The sequence below is a fragment of the Antarcticimicrobium sp. genome (assembly GCF_029212575.1).
Taxonomy (GTDB): Bacteria; Pseudomonadota; Alphaproteobacteria; order Rhodobacterales; family Rhodobacteraceae; genus Antarcticimicrobium.
The window spans coordinates 13,286-33,612 of record NZ_JARGPK010000080.1 but is presented as its reverse complement, the minus strand read 5'-3'; the positions used below and the strand labels follow the sequence as shown (position 1 = coordinate 33,612).

Below are 20,327 nucleotides of genomic sequence, written 5' to 3'. Positions count from 1 at the left end.
CGGACCCGACGCCAGGCCGGGGCGGATTCTGACGGTTCGCATCGGCGCAGGCTCACGTCGATTTCCGCGAGAGCGTCAGGCCTCTGATGTTGGGGCGCCAGCCAAATCCGATCTTGCCCGGTTTTTCCGCAAGAAGCTTATTGCAGGCTCCGCGCATCATCATCCGGGCGGTGCACGACGATGTCGAACCGCTCATCGGGGGTAGGGGCCACGAAATGGTGGGATAGCTGATCGAATTGCGCGTCCGTCAGGCTGAACGGGTGCGTGCCGCTTGCGTTTCGCGCCCGCAACCTCGCCTTGCACAGCTCGTTCGGGATATCCAGGTAGTGAAGCTCGCAAGGCGCTTGCGCGCGTTCCGCAATGCCACGCATCCACGCCCGGGTCGCAATGGTGTTTGCCGGGAAATCGAGAACGACGGACATGCCCGAGCGGAGCAAAGCAACGACATGCGGCCCCATGATGCCGCGCAATCTGGCAGCGCACCGCGCGTAGTCCGAAACCGACGACATCTGATCGCCAAACAGCGTTCCGAGCCAATCGTCCTCGGCGATGACAACCGTTCGCGCGGGCCGACCGAGTTGCGCGGCCATGGTTGATTTTCCCGATCCCGCCTTGCCGCAAACAAGGAGCAATTTCGGTGTGTCTTGCGTCATGAGAGACCCCTGTCACGTGCTTGGATCACGGCTGAATTCCTGATGCCGACACCCCGGCCCGGCGGACCGGGTCGCAAGCCCATGCCGCGGGATGTCCGGACGCCGGGTCTACATCGTCTCGATGCAATGCCGGCGAAAGGCGCGTTTGAGCATGTCCAGCTCGGCGCGGAGCAGTTCCACCTCGGCGCGCAGATCGTCCGAAATCGCCTCGCCCGCGATCAGTGCGAAATCCCCCAGCTTGGTGCCGCTGGCGCCATCCAGGATCAAAAAGCAATGCACGCCGTCGGCCACCGCCTCGTCCGGGATCGTCACCGTGAGGGTCCAGACGCCCGGCTCGCCGGCCTCGGACAGTTCGACCGCCTCGACCGGGTGATCGAGATAGGTGACGCGGATATCGGGCGGCGGTCCCCCGGCGGGCGCGCCGGTCAGCCGGCCCTCCCAGCGGCGGTTGTGCAGGCGGATCTTGGTCAGGGTCAAATCGCTCATCTCGGGGTCTCCTAGAGCGCGGCGCGGCGCCGCCGGGACAGGGTCAGGTCGCGCAGGATCACCTGGTTCATTTGCGGCGCCTCGAAGATCAGGTCGAGCCAGATCTTTTCAACCCTTTTCTCGTTCAACCGCGAATAGGCGAGGTCGAATTCCACCGTGACCTGCGCTTCGTTGAGCGGCAGTTCCCGCACGATCTGTTCGGTGTTGGGGCCGTTGGCGATGTTCAGCCGGGCGAAGATTTCCAACGGTTTCTCGGTCTCGATGATCGTGTCCACGCGCAGGATGTGCTCGCGCGTCAGCCCGTGTCTAGCCGAATCCGGCAGGTCGATCACGATCGACAGGAAGGAGCCGTCGAATTTGAACACGTCCATCCGCAGACCATAGGCGGCAAGGTCCGCCTCGCGGGTGTTGCGCAGCTGGCGCAGGGTCAGCTCGGAGAAGTGGCAATCGTGAAACAACGTCACCTCGTTGCCCAGCTTCGATTTGCTGGGCGCCGAACTCAGGCCCGGCGTCGGAAGCGGCCCCCGCCAAAGCTCGGGGCGCCAGGACCAGTCGGTGCCATGCGGCTTGGGGAAATAGGAGGTTCCGATCTGCGGCAGGGCCAGCCGTCCATCGGCGACATGGATCAACTGGTCCAGATGGGTGCGCAACTGGCGCGCCTGGTTGCGCTCTACCCGGAGCAGGGACAAAGAGGTGTCGTCGGCGCGACTTGCCGCAAGTCGCCATTTGCGCAGCGCGCGCCTGTGTAACAGCCGATCCAACATACTGCCCATGTTCCGTTCCGTCCCGCGCCTCTCGGGCGAAATTGCCGTGATTGAGGTCAGTTTAGCGAAAGCCGGTCAGTCAAACAAACCGCCAATCAACTTCAGCGGTGAAAATCGTTTCTGTTCGGTGTCTTCCGGGCCGGGCTCGGCCACGGGCTGCACCGGGTCGCCGGTATCGGCCGGAGGCACGGCTTCCTTGACCGGGCGGGCGCTGGCCCGTCGGGTCCGGCTGGCCAGGTCCGCCAGGAGGTCGGCCCCCGCCGCAGGGGCCGCAGAGGCACTCTCCGGGGCATAAAGCGCAAGTGCGACCAACTGACCGTTGAGCGCGAAGGCACTGCGCCAGTGCTGCGGCGCGGCCCCTTCGACGGCGCCGCCATCCGCATCCAGCCGCACCAGGGGCAGGTCGCCCGATTGGCCCGCCTCGATTACCCTCGCGGGCCGCACCGACCGCTGCAACTCTTCCAGACTTGGCGGCGGGCCCTCGTCCGCACGAGGGGCTGTGGTGACGGTCATCACCGCCAGTTGCCGGCCGGGAAAGACCCCGCGCAGCCCAAGCGTGTCGCAGCGCGCCAGAAGCACGAAATCCCCGCGCGGGCCGTGGCGCAGCGCCTGTTGGTCGATGCAATACCCCGGCGGCGCCGCCACCGTGACCGCGCCGCCGGCAAGCTCGGCGCGGTTGGCCGGATCGGCAGGGGCGCCGAACGGCAAGCTGCCGTCGCCGCACCCTGTCAGAGCTGCCAGAACCAGAGCCGCGAGGGACCCCTTAAAGGTCCATGTACTCATGCTTCTCGGCCTTGCCGCCGGGATGGGTCACCGCGCCCATATAGGTCGGGCCGACCAGCTTGGCGTATTTCCACAGCGCGCCCGAGGCATAGATGGTGTCGCGCGGCCCGCTCCACGCGGCCTTGCGCGCCGCCAGGTCCTCGTCGCTCAGATCGACGCTGATCTCGCCGGTGACGGCGTCGATGGTGATCACGTCGCCGTTTTTCAGCAGCGCGATCGGCCCGCCCTGCGCCGCCTCGGGGCCGACATGGCCGACGCAGAAACCACGGGTCGCGCCGGAGAACCGGCCGTCAGTGATCAGCGCCACCTTCTTGCCCATGCCCTGACCGGAGAGCGCGGCTGTGGTGGCCAGCATCTCGCGCATGCCGGGGCCGCCGGCGGGGCCCTCGTTGCGGATGACGATCACCTCGCCCTCCTGATAGCTGCGCTGCTTGACCGCCTCGAAGGCGTCCTCTTCGCATTCGAACACGCGCGCCGGGCCGACGAACCGCTGGTGCTGGCTGGGGATGCCGGCAACCTTGACGATGGCGCCTTCGGGCGCGAGGTTGCCCTTGAGCCCCACCACGCCGCCGGTCTTGGTCAGCGGGTTGTCGATGGGATAGATCACCTGACCGTCTGCCTCGCGTTCGATCAGGTCCAGTTCCTCGCCGATGGAGCGGCCGGTCGCGGTGACGCAATCCTCGTGGATCAGCCCGGCCTTGCGCAGCTCTTTCATCACCACCGGGATGCCGCCGGCATCGAAAAGATCCTTGGCGACATACTGGCCGCCCGGTTTCAGATCGACGAAATAGGGGGTGTCGCGGAAGATTTCGCAGACGTCATCGAGGAAAAAGTCGATCCCGGCCTCATGCGCGATGGCGGGCAGGTGCAGACCGGCGTTGGTCGAGCCGCCGGTGCAGGCCACCACGCGGGCGGCATTCTCCAGCGACTGGCGATTCACGATGTCGCGCGCGCGGATGTTCTTTTCCAGCAGCTTCATCACCGCGTGGCCCGAGGCCTCGCCATATTGGTCGCGGCTCTCATAGGGCGCCGGCATACCCGAGGAATTCAACAATGCCAGGCCGATCGCCTCGGAGACGCAGGCCATGGTGTTGGCGGTGAACTGGCCGCCGCAGGCGCCGGAACTGGGGCAGGCGACGCGTTCCAGCATCTCCAGCGCCTTGTCCGACATGGTGCCATTCTGGTTGCGGCCCACGGCCTCGAACATGTCCTGCACGGTCAGGTCGCGGGTGCGGAAATCCTCGGGGATCTCCTCCAGGTTCGGCGCCTTGCCCGGCAGGATCGACCCGCCGTAGATGAACACCGAGGGCACGTTCAGCCGCACCATCGCCATCATCATCCCCGGCAGCGATTTGTCGCAGCCGGCCAGCCCGACCAGCGCGTCGTAGCAGTGGCCGCGCATGGTCAGCTCGACCGTATCGGCGATCGCCTCGCGCGAGGCCAGCGAACTGCGCATCCCTTCGTGCCCCATGGCGATGCCGTCGGTCACGGTGATGGTGGTGAACTCGCGCGGGCTGCCGTGGGCCTCTTTCACGCCGCCCTTGACCGCCTGCGCCTGACGGCTCAGCGCGATGTTGCACGGTGCCGCCTCGTTCCAGCAGGTGGCCACCCCGACCAGGGGCTGGTGAATCTCTTCGTCGGTCATGCCCATCGCGTAATAGTACGACCGGTGCGGCGCGCGCTCTGGCCCCTCGGTCACATGGCGGCTTGGCAGTTTTGACTTGTCGAAACGGCTGTTGAGCATGGCTGGCCTCCAAAAAAATGCTCCCTCGGCAATAGCCCCGCGCCCGGATCGAGACAAGGGACAACCGCCCGCCCGCGACTCCCTGTACGGGATGCCGGCTGGCTTGTAATCGCGTGGGGCAATGCTTACCGTCGGAATGCCCCTTGGCGCCGGAGCCTTTTCTGTTGCGGGGTGTTGGCAAGTCGGGCAAGGGCCAGGTGATGGAATCCACGCTGTTTGCGTTCATCTGGAAGCACTCCAAGCGTCAGCAACTCTGGTTGCTGGTTCTGACGCTGGTGTCCTTCCCGTTCCTCTATGCCTCGCTGGAACTGCCCAAGCGGATCATCAACGACGCCATCGGCGCCACGACCGAGCGGACCGAGATCCAGGGGATCGAGCTGACCCAGGTGCAGTTCCTCTTTGTGCTCTGCGTCGCCTTTCTGGTGACGGTGCTGATCGGCGGGTTGATGAAGATGCATATCAACACCCGCAAGGGGGTGCTGTCCGAGCGCATGCTTCGGCGGCTGCGCTATACGTTGATCAGCCGCATGCTGCGCTTTCCCAGGCCCTATTTCCGCACCACCAGCCAGGGCGAGCTGGTGGCGATGATAACATCCGAGGCCGAGCCAATGGGCGGGCTGATGGGCGATGCCGTGGCCCAGCCGGTGTTCCAGTTCGGCCAGATGATGACCATCGTGACCTTTTTGTTCATGCAAAGCCTGTGGTTCGGGCTGGCCTCGGTGGCGTTGATCCCGCTGCAGGCCTGGCTGATTCCGATGATCCAGCGCCAGATCAACCTGCTGAACAAGGACCGGATCGTCGAGTTGCGGCACCTGGCGACCGAGATCGGCGAAAGCGCCGCGGGCATCAGCGATCTGCGCATCAACGGCGGCTGGCGGTATCGGCAGGCGATGATCACGGATCGGCTGGGCAAGCTGTTCGAGGTCCGGTTCCGGATCTATCAGAAGAAATACTTCATGAAGTTCCTCAACAACATGATCGGGCATCTGACGCCCTTCATGTTCTATTCGGTCGGCGGCTACCTGGCGATCCGGGGGGACATCACCGTGGGGGCGCTGGTGGCGGCGCTGTCGGCCTACAAGGATCTGTCGAGCCCGTGGAAAGAGCTGTTGACCTATTACAACCAGATCCAGGACATGTCCCTGCGCTGGGACGTGGTGACCGAACGCTTTGCGCCGCGCGACATGATCCCGGAGGAGTTGTTCGACGGCGAACCGTCGAACATTCCGCACCTGTTCGGGGCGATCGAGCTGCGTGATGTCACCGTGCGCGACCAGGACGGCAATACCATCCTGGAGGATATCAACCTGACCATTCCACCCCGCAGCCGCGTCGCGATCCAGAGCGACAAGGCGAGCGAGCGCAGCGCGCTGGCCGAGCTTCTGGTGCGCGAGACGCTGCCGACGCGGGGCGACGTGGTGCTGTCGGGCTACCCTTTGGAGCAGTTGCACCAGTCGGTCATCGCGGCGCGCATCGGCTATGCCAATTCACGCCCCTACCTGTTCGACGGCACCCTGGGCGACAACCTGCTCATGCCGCTCAAGATGCGCCCGCGCGACACCGAACACCTCGCTGCGGCGCATGATGCGCATGCCCTGGAAGCCACGCGCGCGGGCAACAGCACCGATCCGTTGTTGGCCGATTGGGTCGATCCCGAGATCGCCGGTCTGTCCGACGGGGCAGAGGTGCGCGACTGGTGGTTCAAACTGATCGAGGCGATGGGGATCGACGAGCTGATGTTCCGCCGCACGCTGCGGTCGCGGTTCGTTCCCGCGCAGCACCCCGGCCTGGCGCGCGCGATCGTCGATCTGCGTCCGGAGATCCGGGAGAAGCTGCGCGAACGCGGGCTGGACGATGCCGTTTTCGGGTTCGACCCGGACCGGTTCAACCCGGCACTGCCGCTGGCGGGCAACCTGCTGTTCGCTACTCCGGCGCGCCAGATCCTGCCCGAGGCGCTGGCAGGAGAGAAACGGTTCATGCAGATGTTGCAGGATCAGGGCCTTGCCGATGATGCCATCGCCGTCTCCATGGGGGTGATCGACACGCTCAACCGGACCTTCGGCAAGGACGGAACCCAGCATCCGCTGTTTCTGCGCCTGGGACTGGACCAGGAGCTTTACCTGCGGGTGTCCGATATCGCGGCGCGGGCGGCGCGGCGCGGCGAGACATCTCTGTCGCAGGAAGATCGGGCGATGCTGCTGATCGTACCCTTCATGCTGACCGCCGAGCAGATCGGCCCGAATTTTCCCGAGGAATACAAGGAAAAGATCCTGTCGATCCGCCGCAGCCGGGGCGGGGAGTTGCGCCGGCGGCTGGCCGACCTGTTCGTGCCGGTCGATCCCGAGGCCTATGTGCCGCTCCTGACGGTGGTCGAGAACGCCATCTATGGCCGGGTCTCGATCATGGCCGGCGCCAAGGCCGAGGAGATCGAGAATGTCGTCGCCGAGGTGCTCGAGGCGCACGGGTTGCGTCACCGGGCGGCCGCGATCCTCTACGATCTGCGCGCCGGGCTCGGCGGCACCAACCTGCCCACCGTTTTCCAGGAGCGTGCAGGCTTCAGCCGGGCGGGCATCAAGCGCCCCGACATTCTGATCATGGACAACATCCTGGCCAGCCATGACGCGGAAAGCCGTTACAACACGCGCCATCGGCTGCGCGAACTCCTGCCCAACACCACCATGCTGTTTCTTGAGGACCGGTTCGACAACCCGGACGCCTATGACATGTATGTCGAGATCCGCGACGGAAGGATCGACGGCGGCGCGCTGCAACCGGCGCTCGGGGCGGAGGGGACCGACGACCTCGGCCGGAAACTTGCGACCCTGTCGCGCAATGAGTTGTTCGGGCGACTCAGTTTGCGCAACCGGCGCCTGCTGGCGTTCTCGGCACAATGGTACGAGGCGGCGCAAGGGCAGATCGTCTTCTCTCACGACCAGCCTGCCGACGCGGTCTACCTGTGTCTCGAAGGGCTGGCGGAACTGCGCTGGCAGGAGGGCGACCCCAAGGCGCCGCCGATTTCCTTCGTGCGGCCGGGGCGACTGATCGGCGACCTGGCCGTGATCACGCGCGACAAACGCTTTCTCGATCTTGTGGCGATAGAACCGACGCGGTTCCTGCGCATCGGTGCCGAGGAGTTCCGCGCGGTGATCGAGAACGACGCCTCTGTGGCGATGGCCCTGCTGGAGGCCGTGGCGGCACATCTGACCGGCGCCACCGAACTGCTGCATTCGGCCCAGATCAACCTTTCCGAGGTCGTGCGGGACAAGAACCTGCCGATCCCGCCCGAGTCGTTCAACGAGTATTTCGATGACTGACCGCCCCTATGCCGCGCATGAATGGCTGGTCGCCCCGGCCCGGCCGGGCAAGGCGCTCTGGCGCCTGCTGGCGGGGCTGGTGATGGTGGCCGTGATCACCTTTGGCCTGAACGCGGTGGTTCAGGCCGCGCTCCTTTCCGCCGGTCCGATCGGCTGGGCGGCGGACCTGGCGACGGGGCATCGGCCGGGCCCGATGCTGATCCTGCTGGCAAGCTTCGGCTTTGTCATCGTCGGCGTCTTTGCCGCGGCGCACCAGGTTCAGCGGCGCGCGCCGCTGGGGCTGATCGGCCCGCCGGGGCGCGCGGCGCTGCAGTTCTGGCGGGTGCTGCGCCTGCTGCTGCTGTTCGGGCTGGTGCTGGTCGCCCTGCCGCCCTACCACATGGGCGCGCCGCTTTTGCCCAATCTTCCGTTCGGGCGCTGGCTGATGCTGCTTCCGCTGGCGCTGATCGCGATCCTGATCCAGGTCAGCGCCGAGGAAATCCTGTTCCGCGGCTATCTCCAGCAGGCGCTGGCGGCGCGGTTCCGACATCCGGTGGTCTGGCTGATCCTGCCCTCTGCCCTGTTCGCGCTGGGCCACTTCGTACCGGCCGAGGCCGGGCCGAACGCCGGGATGATCGCGCTCTGGGCCGGGTGCTTCGGGGTCCTTATGGCCGATCTCACCGCCCGGGCGGGAACCCTTGGCCCGGCGGTCGCTGTGCATTTCTTCAACAATGTCGTGGCGCTGCTGATCTTTTCCGTCCCCGAGAGCCTGAATGGACTGGCGCTCTTCATTCTGCCGTTCTCCTCGGCCGATACCGGCCTGATGCGGGCCTGGCTGGCGGTGGACTTCGCGCTGATGCTGCTCACCTGGCTGGTCGCACGCATCGCCATCAGGCGTTGATTGCAATTGCCCGCGCCCCGGCTTATCTGACGCAGCGTGCACGCACCCGCGAGAGGCCCCGACATGAACTGGATCACCAATTACGTCCGCCCCCGGATCAACTCGATCTTCTCGCGCCGGGATGTGCCCGAGAATCTCTGGCAGAAATGCGACGAGTGCGGAACCATGCTGTTCCACCGCGAGCTCAGCGACAACCTGAACGTCTGCACCAATTGCGGGCATCACATGGCGATCAGCCCGCGGTCGCGGTTCGAGGCGCTGTTTGACGGTGGCGTGTTCTCCGAGGTGCAGGTCGCTGAACCGGTGGCCGACCCGCTGCATTTCCGCGATCAGAAGAAATACCCGGACCGGATGCGCGCGGCGCAGAAGGCCACAGGCGAGAAAGACGCGATGCTGGTCGCGACCGGCGAGATGGGACGCACACCCATCGTGGCCGCCGCACAGGATTTCGCCTTCATGGGCGGCTCCATGGGCATGTACGTCGGCAATGCCATCATCGCCGCCGCCGAGCAGGCGGTCAAGCTGAAGCGCCCGCTGATCCTGTTCTCGGCCGCCGGCGGCGCCCGCATGCAGGAGGGGATCCTGTCGCTGATGCAGATGCCGCGCACCACCGTGGCGGTCCAGATACTCAAGGAGGCCGGGCTGCCCTATATCGTGGTGCTGACCCATCCCACCACCGGCGGCGTCACCGCCTCCTATGCGATGCTGGGCGACGTGCAGATCGCCGAGCCCAATGCGCTGATCGGTTTTGCCGGCACACGCGTGATCGAACAGACGATCCGCGAAAAGCTCCCCGAGGGGTTCCAGCGCGCCGAGTACCTGCTGGATCACGGCATGCTGGACCGGGTCACCAAACGCACCGGGATGCGCGACGAGCTGATCACCATCACCCGGATGCTGCTGGGCCTGCCGCCGGCGATCCGCGGCGACCTGCCCGCGCCCGATCCCGCCGGGACTGCCGCCGCCCTGCCAGAGGCGGGCGAGGCGGGCAGCCCGCAAGATCCCGACGCATAGGGCGCAAACCGACCCCGCCGCGGTACAATTCGGCTGGCGGGGCCGGCGGACTCGGCTACATTGTGCGGATGGTGCAAACGGGGCGCAGCCCCCGGCAGGAGGATGATGATGGCCCATACACTGGTGCAGTTCGACTTTCCCTATTCCGGCCCCTGGGGCGCGGAGATGGCCGGTGCGATGGGCGATCTGGCCCGCGACATCGCCGGAGAGGAAGGCCTCGTCTGGAAAATCTGGACCGAGAATCAGGCGGCGGGGCGGGCTGGCGGCATCTATGTCTTCGAGACGCCCGAGGCGGCAGCGGCCTATACCGAAAAGCATTCCGCCCGGCTGGGTGCCTTCGGCATCACCGGCATCAACGCGCTGAGCTTTGACGTGAACGCAGATCTTTCCGCGATCACCCGCGCGCCGCTCTGAGGCGGAACAGGCAGGCCCAGATGCAAACACACAACCGCGCGGCGTCGGACGTCATCCTTGCACGGATGATGGCGCTGCACCCCAAGATCATCGACCTGACGCTGGACCGGGTCTGGCGGCTGTTGCACGCGCTGGGCGATCCGCAGGACCGGCTGCCGCCGGTGATCCACATCGCCGGAACCAACGGCAAGGGGTCGACACAGGCGATGATCCGCGCCGGGCTGGAGGCGGCGGGGCGGCGCGCGCATGCCTATACCTCGCCGCATCTGGCGCGGTTCCATGAACGGATCAGGGTCGCGGGGAAACTGATTTCGGAGCCGGACCTGACCGCCGTTCTCGACGAATGCTACGCCGCCAACGGCGGCGAGAGCATCACCTATTTCGAGATCACCACCTGTGCCGCGCTGCTGGCCTTTGCCCGCACGCCTGCCGATTACACCCTGCTCGAGGTGGGCCTTGGCGGGCGGCTCGACGCCACCAACGTGATCGCCAGGCCGGAGCTCACCATCATCACCCCGGTCTCCATCGACCACGAGCAGTTCCTGGGCGATACGCTGGCGAAAATCGCCTTTGAAAAGGCGGGAATTCTCAAACGCGGCGTGCCCTGCGTTGTCGGTCCGCAACCCGAGGAGGCGCTTGAGGTGATCGAGGCGCAGGCCGCCCGCCTCGGCGCGCCGCTGATCGCCCACGGCCAGCACTGGCACACATACGAGGAACGCGGGCGGCTGGTCTATCAGGACGAGCGCGGGCTGCTTGACCTGCCGCTGCCGAACCTGCCCGGCGCACACCAGATCCAGAATGCCGGCGCCGCCCTGGCCGCGCTGCGTCACCTGGGGCTGAAGGAGCCCGCCTGCGAGGCCGCCGTGACCCGCGCCGAGTGGCCGGCCCGCATGCAGCGGCTGAAATCCGGCCCGCTCACCGAGGCCGCGCCGCTGGCCGAGCTTTGGCTCGACGGCGGGCATAACGCGGCGGCGGGGCAGGCGCTGGGCGCGCATCTGGCCAGCCTTCCGAACCGGCCCACGCATCTGATCTGCGGCATGCTCAACACCAAGGACGTGACCGGCTATCTGCGCCCGCTGGCGGCGCAGGCCCAAAGCCTCACCGCCGTCTCGATCCCGGGCGAGGCCAATACCCTCCCCGCCGAGGAGACCGCCGCAGCAGCGCGGGCGGTGGGGATGCTGGCCGAGACCGCCGGCAGCGTTCTGGGTGCGGTGCAGCATGTCGCGCGCTCCGACCCGCGCGCACGCATCCTGATCTGCGGCTCGCTCTACCTCGCCGGCGGGGTGCTGCGCGAGAACGGCTGATCCGGCCGTTCCTTTCGCCGAGAATATCCCCGCCGGGGCGTATCCAGATCGCGGCAACGTCGCGATGCCTTCGGCGAGAGTATTGTCGGCCTTATGTATCAAACGCACCAAGAATAGCATTGCCTCGCGAAGATTGATAAGACGGTTCGCATGGCACGTGTTGGCGACAAACTGGTCCGAATGGAATCGTATTGATCTCTCGCCAACCTTATCTGGACGGCCGTTCTCGCATTGGTGGGTAGCGGCGTCATGACTTGGCTAGGGGGCAGGATCGCGGAGGTGAAACGGACCTTCTTCTCCCCGTCACCACGGTCCCGCACGCGGGGCACCTTTACCGACACCGGATCGATCCCGGTCATGATCTCGCGCTCCGGAAGATGGCCATGGCGCACGCCGCGGGACCGGCCGTCTTCGGTCTTGTCATCGGCATGGGCGGCAAGCAAAGCGGCCAGCTCCGCTTCCACGACCTGCTCGATCAAACGCCGAGCGCCCGAGCGCAACACATCCGTCAGCGGATCAGCCAAAAATCCCATTGGATCAGGCAATGGCGTGATGGTAGTCTTCGTCATGTGGCATATCCCTTTCTCTTCAGAGAATTGACGGCGTCTTGAACACCGCCATGATATGCCGCCCCTCAGGGGCCATCACCAACTTTCAGCTATATCTCCGAGGCTACCGAGGGGGGAGGTCAAGGAGGATCCACTCGAAGAAATCAACCGCAGTTTCAACGAGCGCTGGTTCCAAGGCTGGAGCGCGACCCCCGAGGAGCAACGGGTGAAGTTCCTGAACATCGTTAAGAGCGTTCAGGCGCATCCAGACTATCGGGACAAATACAGCGAGAACTCAGATCCGTATTCACGAGACATCGCATTCGAGAAGATCATGAAGGATGTGATGCTGCGTCGCAGGAAGGAGGAGCTCGAACTCTACAAGCTGCACGCCCAGGACCAGGCTTTCAAATTGTCTTGGTATCAGAGCATTAAGGAAGCCCTGTCAAAGACAACGGCATCGGGGGCATGACAAAAGGTCTTCTTTATCGGAATCCGGATCCCAATGTTGATGTGCCCCCGGTCAGGGCCAGATTTATCGCGCTTTGGCCATGCAGACGGGCTGGATGCGCCTGCTGAATTTATCAATGCCGACGGGCCAAAAGAGGCGTTGATTCAGACTGGATACCAACCATTTCTGGGGCGCGCCCCAGAAATCGGCAGATCTGAAAACAACAAAGGCGCCCGCAGGCGCCTTGTTTTTATGGTCGGAGTGAGAGGATTCGAACCTCCGGCCCCTGCCTCCCGAAGACAGTGCTCTACCAGGCTGAGCTACACTCCGACCGTGCCGGCGGAATTATACGCCTCCCAAAGGATATGCAAGGACAATATCGACGGCTGCGCGGCTTGTCAGCCGGTCGCGGAAGGGGCATCTTTACCAGCCGGGAGCGGGGCGCATGAAGACGGATATCTTTCTATTGATCGGCGGGGTCGGCATGTTCCTAATGGGGATGGATGCCATGACCCGTGCGCTGAAAGATATCGCCGGGTCGAACCTGCGCGCGATCCTCGCGCGGTTCACCACCACGCCGCTGCGCGGGGTGCTGACCGGGGCGGTGGCGACCGCGCTGATCCAGTCGTCCAGCGCCACCACGGTGATGACCGTGGGGTTTGTCGGGGCCGGGTTGATGACCCTGCCCCAGGCGATGGGGATCCTGTTCGGCGCCAATATCGGCACCACGGCGAATGGCTGGCTGGTGTCCCTGCTCGGGCTCAAGCTGCAGCTGGGATCGCTGGCGATGGTCGGGCTGCTGCCGGCAAGCCTGGCGGTCCTGCTGGGACGCGGCGCGGTGGCACGGGTGGGTCAGGTGCTGGCCGGGCTCTGCCTGCTGCTGACCGGGCTGGAGCTGATGCAGACCGCGATGGAGACCGCCACCGGCCTGCTGAACCCCGAGACGCTGCCGCAGGGCGGGCTCTGGGGCATGCTGGCGCTGGCGCTTGCAGGGCTGGTGATGACGGTGATCATCCAGTCTTCGGGCGCGATGGTGGCGCTGGCGCTGGTAATGCTCCAGGGCGGGGCCATCGGGCTGATGCAGGCGGCGGCGCTGGTGGTGGGGTTGAACATCGGCACCACCTTTACCGCGCTGCTGGCCTCGGTCGGAGGTGCCCGGGTGATGCGGCAGGCGGCGGTGGCGAACCTCGGCTTCAACATCGTCACATCGTCGATCGCCTTTCCATTGCTGCTGGCGCTGGGGCCGGGGCTGGAGCACCTGGCCGAGCTTGTCGATCCGCTGACCGCGCTGCTGATCTTTCACACCGGGTTCAACCTGGCGGGAACCGCGCTGTTTTTGCCGGTGACCGGTCCGTATACCGCGCTGATCGCCCGCCTGGTGCCCGGGCGCGGGGATGAGGGGGTGGCGCTGGGGCTCGACCGGATATTGCTTACCGATGCGCGGGCGGCGCTGATGGCGGCGCGGGGGGGCGCCACGCTGATCGCCGGGCGGGTGTTCGCCGCGCTCTCGGCCGCGCTGCGGGACACGCCCGACTACCGACCGCTCGCCGCGCTGAAGCCGGAGATGGGCAAGGCCATCGACGAGTTGGAGCAGTTCCTTGCCGATATCCGCCTGCCCGCCGATCTGCCGGCCGAGGAAGAGGTCTATTCCGCCCTGCTGCACGAGGCCGACCACCTGCGCCGCCTGCTGCACCGGGTCGACCAGACCGACCGGATCGCCACCTTGTCGGAGGATCCCGACCTGCGCCGTCCCGCGCAGCTGATGGGCGCGATCCTCGCGCGGGCCAATGCCCCTGACGCCCGCGACCTGGAACCGGACCGGCTGGCGCGGCTACAGGCCCTGGCGGTGCATCGCACCGCGCGCCACCGGCGTGGGCTGCTTCTGGGGGAACATGCGGGGCTCTACACCCTGTCCCAGGTGTTCGCCCGAACCGATGCGATGCGCTGGCTTCAGCGCGCGGTGCATCACGCGGAACGGATCGGGTATTACGACCGCACCGCGCGGCAGGGCCTCCAGCAAGAGGCCCTGCCCGAGGGGTAAACCGTCAGAGGCTGGCGTCCAGCGCCGCGACGATGGCATCGCCCATCTGGCTCGTGGTGACCGGCTGCACGCCCTCTTCGCCCAGCAGATCGGCGGTGCGCAGCCCGTCGGCCAGCACCTTTTCCACCGCTGCTTCCACCCGGTCGGCCTCGGCCCCCTGGTCGAAGGAATAGCGCAGCGCCATCGCAAAGCTCAGGATGCAGGCGATCGGATTGGCCTTGCCCTGGCCAGCGATGTCGGGGGCCGAGCCGTGCACCGGCTCGTAAAGCGCCTTGGGCCGGCCATTGGCCATCGGCGCGCCGAGGCTGGCCGAGGGCAGCATGCCGAGACTTCCGGTCAGCATCGCGGCGGCATCCGACAGCAGGTCGCCAAAGAGGTTGTCGGTCACGATCACGTCGAACTGCTTGGGCGCCCGCACCAGCTGCATCGCGCCGGCGTCGGCGTACATGTGGCTCAGCGCGACCTCCGGATAGTCCTCGCCGACCTTGGTCACCACCTCGCGCCACAGGATGCCCGATTCCATCACATTGGCCTTTTCCATCGAGCACAGCTTCTTGTCGCGCTTCATCGCCAACTCGAAGGCCGACCGCGCGACACGATCGATCTCGCTCTCGGTATAGCGCTGGGTGTTGATGCCGACGCGCTCGTTGCCCTCCTCGAAGATGCCGCGCGGCTCGCCGAAATAGATGCCGGAGGTCAGCTCGCGCACGATCATGATGTCGAGGCCGGCGACGATGTCCTTTTTCAGCGAGCTGAAATCGGCCAGCGCGTCAAAGCACTGCGCCGGGCGCAGGTTGGCAAAGAGGTCCATCTCCTTGCGCAGGCGCAAGAGCCCGCGCTCGGGCTTCACCGAGAAATCGAGGGCATCGTATTTCGGCCCGCCGACAGCGCCGAGCAGCACCGCGTCCACGGCTTGCGCCTTTTCCATGGTCGCGTCGGCCAGCGGCACGCCGTGCTTGTCATAGGCGCAGCCGCCCACCAGATCCTCGCTCACTTCGAAGGTCAGGCCGCCCTTGGCGCCGTACCAGTCGATGATTTTGGACACCTCGGCCATGACCTCGGGACCAATCCCGTCGCCGGGCAGGATGAGAAGCGAAGGGTTCGACATGGGGGCACTCCTTTTTCTGGGTTGGGCAGGGCCTAGCGCGGCGCTTCCCCACGGTCAATATCGCCACGACGGGCCGGGGCGGAAAACCGGCCGGATATCGGTGCGGGGCCGGTGCTTTGACGGCGGCAGAAGCGGCTATCGCTGCATGTGCCGCAGCGCCTCGGCCAGCCGGTCCCAGACCAGCCGGATGCGCGGGGTGTGGCGCAGCGCGGTGGGTGCGGCCAGCCAGACCGGCAGCCTCGGCAGATCCAGTCTGGGCAGCACCCGTTCAACCCCCGGCTCGGCATCCCCGATCACCGCCTGCATGCCGCCGATGCCGCATCCGGCCCGCACCAGTTGCCAATAGGCCGCCTGATCGTCGCAGCGCACGGCAAAGAACGTGCGCCCCACCTCCAGCCCGGCCTCGCGCATGAAGCGGATGATCGTGTCGCTGGCGTCGAAGCCGACGAAGTCGAGCTTCAGCAGATCCTCGACCGTGCGCGGCCGCCCGACCCGGTCAAGCAACCCGGTGGCGGCATAAAGGCCCATCTCCAGATCGGTGACATGGGCCGCCACCAGGTCCAGCTGCGTCGGCCGGTACATCCGCAGGGCGATATCGGCCTCGCGGAACAGCAGGTTCTCCGAACTGTCCGAAGGCACCAGTTCGATCTGGATTTCCGGGTGCGCGCGCCGGATCGCGGCGAGGATCGGCGGCAGGATGAAATGCGACACCACGCTTGACGCGGTCACCCGCACCGTTCCGGCCAGCCCCGCATCCTGCCCCTCGGCGGCAAGCCGCAGCCGGGCGGCGGCGGCGCGCATCTGCTCTGCCGGCCCGATCAGCCCGCGCGCCGCCTCGGTCGGGATCAGCCCCTTCGGCCCACGGGTGAACAACTCGACCCCCAGCGCCGCCTCCAACGCCCGGATGTGACGTCCGAGGGTGGGCTGGCTTTGGCCCAGCTTGCGGGCCGCAGCCGAAAGCGATCCGGTCTCCGCCACGGCGGCGAAGCTTTGCAACAGGGTCCAGTCGAGCGATTCTGTCATTCAATAATGAATATCATGTCGTCAATCCTGGGCAATTTCAAAACGAATATGTTTCGCTCATCTTCCTGTCAGATGCACAAGCAAAGGAGCGATCCCATGACCAAGACTGTTCTCATCCTCGGCGGGTCCGGCAAGATCGGCCGCCATTCCGCCGCCGCCTTCCGGAAGGCCGGCTGGCAGGTCCGCCTCTTCGACCGGTCCCGCGACGACATGACAAAGGCCGCCCTGGGCTGCGACGTGATCGTCAACGGGCTGAACCCGCCCAATTACCACGACTGGGCCGGGATCATCCCCAAGATCACCGCACAGGTCATCGCCGCCGCCCGTGCCTCGGGCGCGATGGTGGTGATCCCGGGCAATGTGTACAATTTCGGGCGCGTTTTGCACGATATCGACGAGGATACGCCCCAGACCCCCTGTTCGCGCAAGGGCAGGATCCGGGTCGAGATGGAGCGCGCCTATCGCGACAGCGGCGTGCAGACCCTGATCCTGCGGGCCGGCAACTTCATCGACCCCGAGCGCAACGGCGACGTGATGAGCATGCTGCTGCTCGGCGGCGCAAAGCGCGGCCGCATCCAGGCGATGGGCGACCCGGATGCGATGCAGCCCTATGCCTATATGCCCGACTGGGCGCGCGCGGTGGTGTCGCTGGTCGAAATGCGCGACAGTCTTGCGGATTTCGAGGATGTCCCCTTTCCCGGCCACAGCTTTTCCGTCAACGAACTGCGTGCGCGGCTGGAGGTCGAGCTGCACCGCCCGCTGCGCCTGTCGCGGTTCCCGTGGTGGATGATGCGCCTCGCGTCGCCGGTCTGGGAACTGGCGCGGGAACTGTGCGAGATGCGCTATCTCTGGGACATGCCGCACCGGCTGTCGGGGAAAAAGTTTCACCGCCTGCTGCCGGGGTTCGAGCCCAGTGATCCGCGCGAGGTGATGCTGGCCGGGCTACCGCCCGAGATCCACCCAGACCAGCCGGTGACGGCTGGCGCGCAGGGCGGCGGCACGGCCGGGGTCTCCGGGACCGGGCCAGACCACGCCGGCGCCCTCGACCGTCCAGTCTGACGAGGGCAGCACGTAATCCACCCGCAGCCGCCCCGGCCCGTCCCAGTCCACGGTATCAAGGCGGTCGGGCCCGGCGTGGGTTTGATCCCCGGCCCGCGCCGCGCCTTCACTGGCCGGGCGCGGGTCCGTCAGGCGCGGGTCGTCCAGCAGAGCACGAATCGCCGCGTGCCGCCCGGCACCGTCGCTGGGATCGAGATTGGCGCCGCCCGCGATCACGAACCCCGCCTGTGGCGCGGCGCCGAAGGCCCCGTCGAGAAATCGGAGCCAGAAGGTGATTTCGTCGTGGTTGCGCCGCCCGTTGCGGTCCTCGGCCCCGTCGAACACCGGCGGTCCGGCCTGGAAGGTCAACAGCGTCACCACCCCGCCCGGCGCGTCGATCGGCACCACCCAATGGCCTGTGGAGAACAGCCGTTGCTCCGCGAGCGCCTCAGGCGAGGGGAACGGTGATCCGTCGGGATGAACCGGCAGCAGCGCGCCGGGCAGGTCGCGCCAGAGCAACCCGCTGAAATCCCGAACCCCGTCGCGCAGGATCGGGAACCGCGACAGCACCGCGATCCCGCCCTGGCCGGTGAACGCCCCGTACCCCTGCGCATCGCCCGGGCCGCCAAGCGTCCCGTCGCCGTCCAGATCCAGACCCGAGGCGAGCCCACTGTTGGGCCGCAGCGCCAGGCGGTGCGGGTAGGGCGCCCCGGCGGCCTCCAGCCTTGCGGCCAGCGCCGTCAGCGCGCGCCCCTCGTGATCCCAGTCGAAACCCTGCAGCGCCAGGATATCGGCCCCGGAGCGCGCGATCACCTCGACCACGGCGATGACCTGCGCATCCTCGCCCCGCTCGATGTCGCGCAGCAAAAGCCCCGGCCCCTGCCGCTGCAACTCGGCATTGAAGCTGGCAATCCGCAGGGGCTCGGCGTGACCCGGTGCGCAGAGGCCGCACAAAAGGAGAATGAAAAGGGCGGTGGCCCGGCTCATGCGGTCTGCACGGCCTCGGTATCGGCATAGGATCGGCGGCGTTTTTCTTCGATCAGCACCGCGATCCGCAACAGCGCCACTCCGCGCATCACCATGCTGGCCGGAAGGAAGGCCCAGGCGCTCATCGCCCAGATCAGGGTCTGGGGATCCTGCAGAACGTCGGGCCGGATCAGGTCCGACCCCAGCTTGACCAGCGCCGGGATGGCAAAGGGTAGCAGCGCCCCGAGCACCATGTTGATCTGCCCGTCACGCTGCAGCCGGTGCACCACGTCGCCGCCCGCGGTCGGGTCGAACAGCGGCAGGTTGATCCACACGTTGAAAGACCCGTTGCCGACCGGCCAGCCCAGGACGCGCACCGCAAACACAAAGGTTACAACGGCGGTCAGCGCGATCGCATAGGTCACGCCGGCGGCGATCCGCACCGCATCCAGCAATTCGGGCGGCGCCGAGGCGGGCAGCATCAAAACCGCCAGCCGCACCGGCGAATAAGGAAAATCGGTCAGCCCGCCGATCAGCCGGCCCAGACCGGCGAACAGCGCCGTCAGGTTGGTCGGCTCCACCGCGTGCTTGGCGATCAGCGTCAGCGCCAGAACCATCGCCGTCAGGGCGGCAAAACGCATCCGGTTCAGCGGCGGCGCATCGCGGAACTCGACGATGCTGGGATAGTTGGAGCTGTATTCGGCAAAGGTCAGCAGCCCGGCGACCAGCGCCAGAAGTGTCACGATCTCGGGTCCGCCCGCCGCCGAAGCCGGCAGCAAGAGCGACGGAATCGCCAAGACGACAGCCACCAGGACTGCCCGCAAGGCCGCGCCAGCGAAGCGTGCAAACACTGTTCGATCCCTTCAACCTGGACAGGGCGATACGATGCCGCGCCTTTGTTCCAACTTGACCCCGCCCCGAAGGACGGCTTGCCTCAATTAGGACATATTTGTGCCGACTTTCAGCCACGGGCTCAAGCTGCCCTCTCACAAAAGACTGAATTTACGGCAAAAACATGGAGAAACTGGTGCGCGTTTGCATCAATGCACCACGAAAATCCGCCCCGAAAGCGGGGCGGACACCATATCTTGTACCGGTCTTGCGCGGCTGCTCGGGCGGCCGCAGGCCATCACGCCGGGCTCAGACCCAGGGGCGTTCCATCTCGGCCCTGGCCTCGAAGCTTTCGATCGCCGGGGTTTTTTCCAGCGTCAGGGCGATGTCGTCCAGCCCCTCGAGCAGGCAGTGTTTCTTGAAGGCATCGACCTCGAAGGAAAACACCTCGCCGTCCGAGGTGGTCACGGTCTGCGCCTCCAGGTCCACGGTCATGCGGGCGTTCTCGCCCTTTTCCGCGTCCTTCATCAGCACGTCGACCTGCTCTTGCGGCAGGGCGATCGGCAGGATGCCGTTCTTGAAGCAGTTGTTGAAGAAGATGTCGGCAAAGCTGGGCGCGATCACGCAGCGGATGCCGAAATCCTTGATCGCCCAGGGGGCGTGTTCGCGCGACGAGCCGCAGCCGAAATTGTCGCCCGCGACCAGGACCTCGGCCTTACGATAGGCCGGCTTGTTCAGCACGAAGTCGGGGTTCTCGCTGCCGTCGTCGAGGTAGCGCATCTCGTCGAACAGGTTCACGCCCAGCCCCGACCGCTTGATGGTTTTCAGGAACTGCTTGGGGATGATCATGTCGGTATCGATATTGATCAGGGGCAGGGGGGCGGCGACGCCGGTGATCTTGGTGAATTTGTCCATGGGGTGTCCTCGATGCTCAGCCGCGCGCATCGGCGCGGCGATCCTTGTGA

At 66.2% G+C, this 20,327-nt stretch carries 18 protein-coding genes, 1 tRNA gene and 1 pseudogene; 8 read left to right on the top strand and 12 right to left on the bottom strand.

Translation table 11 applies throughout. The features are described 5' to 3' along the window. Nucleotides 1-137: 137 nt before the first annotated feature. From P1U75_RS17165 to ilvD, 5 genes are all read right to left on the bottom strand, one after another. Nucleotides 138-653 (bottom strand): ATP-binding protein, encoded by a 516-nt coding sequence (locus tag P1U75_RS17165; protein ID WP_300245364.1) that lies wholly within the window; start codon nt 651-653, stop codon nt 138-140. Between the two features lie 108 nt (nt 654-761). Next, complete coding sequence (locus tag P1U75_RS17160; RefSeq protein WP_300245361.1) at nt 762-1,139, bottom strand: hypothetical protein; 378 nt, start codon at nt 1,137-1,139, stop codon at nt 762-764. A gap of 11 nt (nt 1,140-1,150) precedes the next feature. Next, nucleotides 1,151-1,912 (bottom strand): DUF6478 family protein, encoded by a 762-nt coding sequence (locus tag P1U75_RS17155; protein ID WP_300245359.1) that lies wholly within the window; start codon nt 1,910-1,912, stop codon nt 1,151-1,153. Between the two features lie 66 nt (nt 1,913-1,978). Next, nucleotides 1,979-2,686: a hypothetical protein gene (locus tag P1U75_RS17150; protein ID WP_300245357.1), complete on the bottom strand. Its 708-nt coding sequence runs from the start codon at nt 2,684-2,686 to the stop codon at nt 1,979-1,981. Beyond that, nucleotides 2,667-4,430, bottom strand: coding sequence for a dihydroxy-acid dehydratase (gene ilvD, locus P1U75_RS17145; RefSeq protein ID WP_300245355.1), 1,764 nt, complete (start codon nt 4,428-4,430; stop codon nt 2,667-2,669). The genes P1U75_RS17150 and ilvD overlap by 20 nt, the downstream gene beginning before the upstream one ends. A 200-nt stretch (nt 4,431-4,630) precedes the next feature. On the opposite strand from ilvD, the gene P1U75_RS17140 reads away from it, so the two are divergent. The 5 genes from P1U75_RS17140 to P1U75_RS17120 all read left to right on the top strand — a co-directional run bounded on the left by P1U75_RS17140 (nt 4,631) and on the right by P1U75_RS17120 (nt 11,356). Beyond that, nucleotides 4,631-7,744 carry an ABC transporter transmembrane domain-containing protein gene (locus P1U75_RS17140; RefSeq protein ID WP_300245352.1) on the top strand — a complete coding sequence of 1,038 codons (3,114 nt, stop codon included), beginning with the start codon at nt 4,631-4,633 and terminating at the stop codon, nt 7,742-7,744. Continuing rightward, nucleotides 7,737-8,624 carry a CPBP family intramembrane glutamic endopeptidase gene (locus P1U75_RS17135; protein WP_300245351.1) on the top strand — a complete coding sequence of 296 codons (888 nt, stop codon included), beginning with the start codon at nt 7,737-7,739 and terminating at the stop codon, nt 8,622-8,624. The genes P1U75_RS17140 and P1U75_RS17135 overlap by 8 nt, the downstream gene beginning before the upstream one ends. Nucleotides 8,625-8,687: 63 nt before the next feature. Continuing rightward, nucleotides 8,688-9,638, top strand: a complete 951-nt coding sequence (accD, locus tag P1U75_RS17130; protein WP_300245349.1) for an acetyl-CoA carboxylase, carboxyltransferase subunit beta — start codon at nt 8,688-8,690, stop codon at nt 9,636-9,638. 108 nt (nt 9,639-9,746) lie between these two features. Then, entirely contained in the window at nt 9,747-10,052 is a 306-nt protein-coding gene (locus tag P1U75_RS17125) for a monooxygenase (protein ID WP_300245347.1), read from the top strand. Between the two features lie 20 nt (nt 10,053-10,072). Beyond that, complete coding sequence (locus tag P1U75_RS17120; protein WP_300245345.1) at nt 10,073-11,356, top strand: folylpolyglutamate synthase/dihydrofolate synthase family protein; 1,284 nt, start codon at nt 10,073-10,075, stop codon at nt 11,354-11,356. Nucleotides 11,357-11,619: 263 nt separating this feature from the next. Here the strand turns inward: P1U75_RS17120 and P1U75_RS17115 are convergent. Continuing rightward, a pseudogene (locus tag P1U75_RS17115) lies at nt 11,620-11,925 on the bottom strand (transposase); the annotation flags it as partial. 205 nt (nt 11,926-12,130) lie between these two features. Between P1U75_RS17115 and P1U75_RS17110 the strand changes: the two are divergent. After that, complete coding sequence (locus P1U75_RS17110; protein WP_300245343.1) at nt 12,131-12,376, top strand: hypothetical protein; 246 nt, start codon at nt 12,131-12,133, stop codon at nt 12,374-12,376. A 232-nt stretch (nt 12,377-12,608) separates the two neighbouring features. On the opposite strand, the gene P1U75_RS17105 is transcribed toward P1U75_RS17110, so the two are convergent. Continuing rightward, nucleotides 12,609-12,685 (bottom strand) — tRNA-Pro (locus tag P1U75_RS17105). 115 nt (nt 12,686-12,800) lie between these two features. Here P1U75_RS17105 and P1U75_RS17100 point away from each other — a divergent pair. After that, nucleotides 12,801-14,396 (top strand): Na/Pi symporter, encoded by a 1,596-nt coding sequence (locus P1U75_RS17100; RefSeq protein ID WP_300245341.1) that lies wholly within the window; start codon nt 12,801-12,803, stop codon nt 14,394-14,396. A gap of 4 nt (nt 14,397-14,400) precedes the next feature. Here P1U75_RS17100 and leuB read toward each other — a convergent pair whose 3' ends face one another. After that, complete coding sequence (gene leuB / locus P1U75_RS17095) at nt 14,401-15,504, bottom strand: 3-isopropylmalate dehydrogenase (protein WP_300245340.1); 1,104 nt, start codon at nt 15,502-15,504, stop codon at nt 14,401-14,403. 135 nt (nt 15,505-15,639) lie between these two features. Then, complete coding sequence (locus P1U75_RS17090; RefSeq protein WP_300245339.1) at nt 15,640-16,527, bottom strand: LysR family transcriptional regulator; 888 nt, start codon at nt 16,525-16,527, stop codon at nt 15,640-15,642. 96 nt (nt 16,528-16,623) lie between these two features. On the opposite strand from P1U75_RS17090, the gene P1U75_RS17085 reads away from it, so the two are divergent. Then, the gene (locus P1U75_RS17085; RefSeq protein WP_300245337.1) at nt 16,624-17,586 is read left to right on the top strand and encodes an NAD-dependent epimerase/dehydratase family protein; all 963 of its coding nucleotides are present in this window, start codon (nt 16,624-16,626) and stop codon (nt 17,584-17,586) included. Here P1U75_RS17085 and P1U75_RS17080 read toward each other — a convergent pair. From P1U75_RS17080 to leuD, 3 genes are all read right to left on the bottom strand, one after another. Beyond that, entirely contained in the window at nt 17,470-18,552 is a 1,083-nt protein-coding gene (locus tag P1U75_RS17080; RefSeq protein ID WP_300245335.1) for an endonuclease/exonuclease/phosphatase family protein, read from the bottom strand. The genes P1U75_RS17085 and P1U75_RS17080 overlap by 117 nt on opposite strands. Beyond that, on the bottom strand, nt 18,549-19,382 hold the full coding sequence (locus tag P1U75_RS17075) for a hypothetical protein (RefSeq protein WP_300245333.1): 834 nt from the start codon (nt 19,380-19,382) through the stop codon (nt 18,549-18,551). Before P1U75_RS17075 ends, P1U75_RS17080 begins: the two co-directional genes overlap by 4 nt. 289 nt (nt 19,383-19,671) lie before the next feature. Continuing rightward, on the bottom strand, nt 19,672-20,277 hold the full coding sequence (gene leuD / locus P1U75_RS17070; protein ID WP_300245331.1) for a 3-isopropylmalate dehydratase small subunit: 606 nt from the start codon (nt 20,275-20,277) through the stop codon (nt 19,672-19,674). Nucleotides 20,278-20,327: the final 50 nt, after the last annotated feature.

What these genes read in the sequence shown, in the direction of transcription:
- P1U75_RS17165 (WP_300245364.1), bottom strand. Translation starts at nt 653, where the DNA reads ATGACGCAAGACACACCGAAATTGCTCCTTGTTTGCGGCAAGGCGGGA.
- P1U75_RS17160 (WP_300245361.1), bottom strand. Translation starts at nt 1,139, where the DNA reads ATGAGCGATTTGACCCTGACCAAGATCCGCCTGCACAACCGCCGCTGG.
- P1U75_RS17155 (WP_300245359.1), bottom strand. Translation starts at nt 1,912, where the DNA reads ATGGGCAGTATGTTGGATCGGCTGTTACACAGGCGCGCGCTGCGCAAA.
- P1U75_RS17150 (WP_300245357.1), bottom strand. Translation starts at nt 2,686, where the DNA reads ATGAGTACATGGACCTTTAAGGGGTCCCTCGCGGCTCTGGTTCTGGCA.
- ilvD (WP_300245355.1), bottom strand. Translation starts at nt 4,430, where the DNA reads ATGCTCAACAGCCGTTTCGACAAGTCAAAACTGCCAAGCCGCCATGTG.
- P1U75_RS17140 (WP_300245352.1), top strand. Translation starts at nt 4,631, where the DNA reads ATGGAATCCACGCTGTTTGCGTTCATCTGGAAGCACTCCAAGCGTCAG.
- P1U75_RS17135 (WP_300245351.1), top strand. Translation starts at nt 7,737, where the DNA reads ATGACTGACCGCCCCTATGCCGCGCATGAATGGCTGGTCGCCCCGGCC.
- accD (WP_300245349.1), top strand. Translation starts at nt 8,688, where the DNA reads ATGAACTGGATCACCAATTACGTCCGCCCCCGGATCAACTCGATCTTC.
- P1U75_RS17125 (WP_300245347.1), top strand. Translation starts at nt 9,747, where the DNA reads ATGGCCCATACACTGGTGCAGTTCGACTTTCCCTATTCCGGCCCCTGG.
- P1U75_RS17120 (WP_300245345.1), top strand. Translation starts at nt 10,073, where the DNA reads ATGCAAACACACAACCGCGCGGCGTCGGACGTCATCCTTGCACGGATG.
- P1U75_RS17100 (WP_300245341.1), top strand. Translation starts at nt 12,801, where the DNA reads ATGAAGACGGATATCTTTCTATTGATCGGCGGGGTCGGCATGTTCCTA.
- leuB (WP_300245340.1), bottom strand. Translation starts at nt 15,504, where the DNA reads ATGTCGAACCCTTCGCTTCTCATCCTGCCCGGCGACGGGATTGGTCCC.
- P1U75_RS17090 (WP_300245339.1), bottom strand. Translation starts at nt 16,527, where the DNA reads ATGACAGAATCGCTCGACTGGACCCTGTTGCAAAGCTTCGCCGCCGTG.
- P1U75_RS17085 (WP_300245337.1), top strand. Translation starts at nt 16,624, where the DNA reads ATGACCAAGACTGTTCTCATCCTCGGCGGGTCCGGCAAGATCGGCCGC.
- P1U75_RS17080 (WP_300245335.1), bottom strand. Translation starts at nt 18,552, where the DNA reads ATGAGCCGGGCCACCGCCCTTTTCATTCTCCTTTTGTGCGGCCTCTGC.
- leuD (WP_300245331.1), bottom strand. Translation starts at nt 20,277, where the DNA reads ATGGACAAATTCACCAAGATCACCGGCGTCGCCGCCCCCCTGCCCCTG.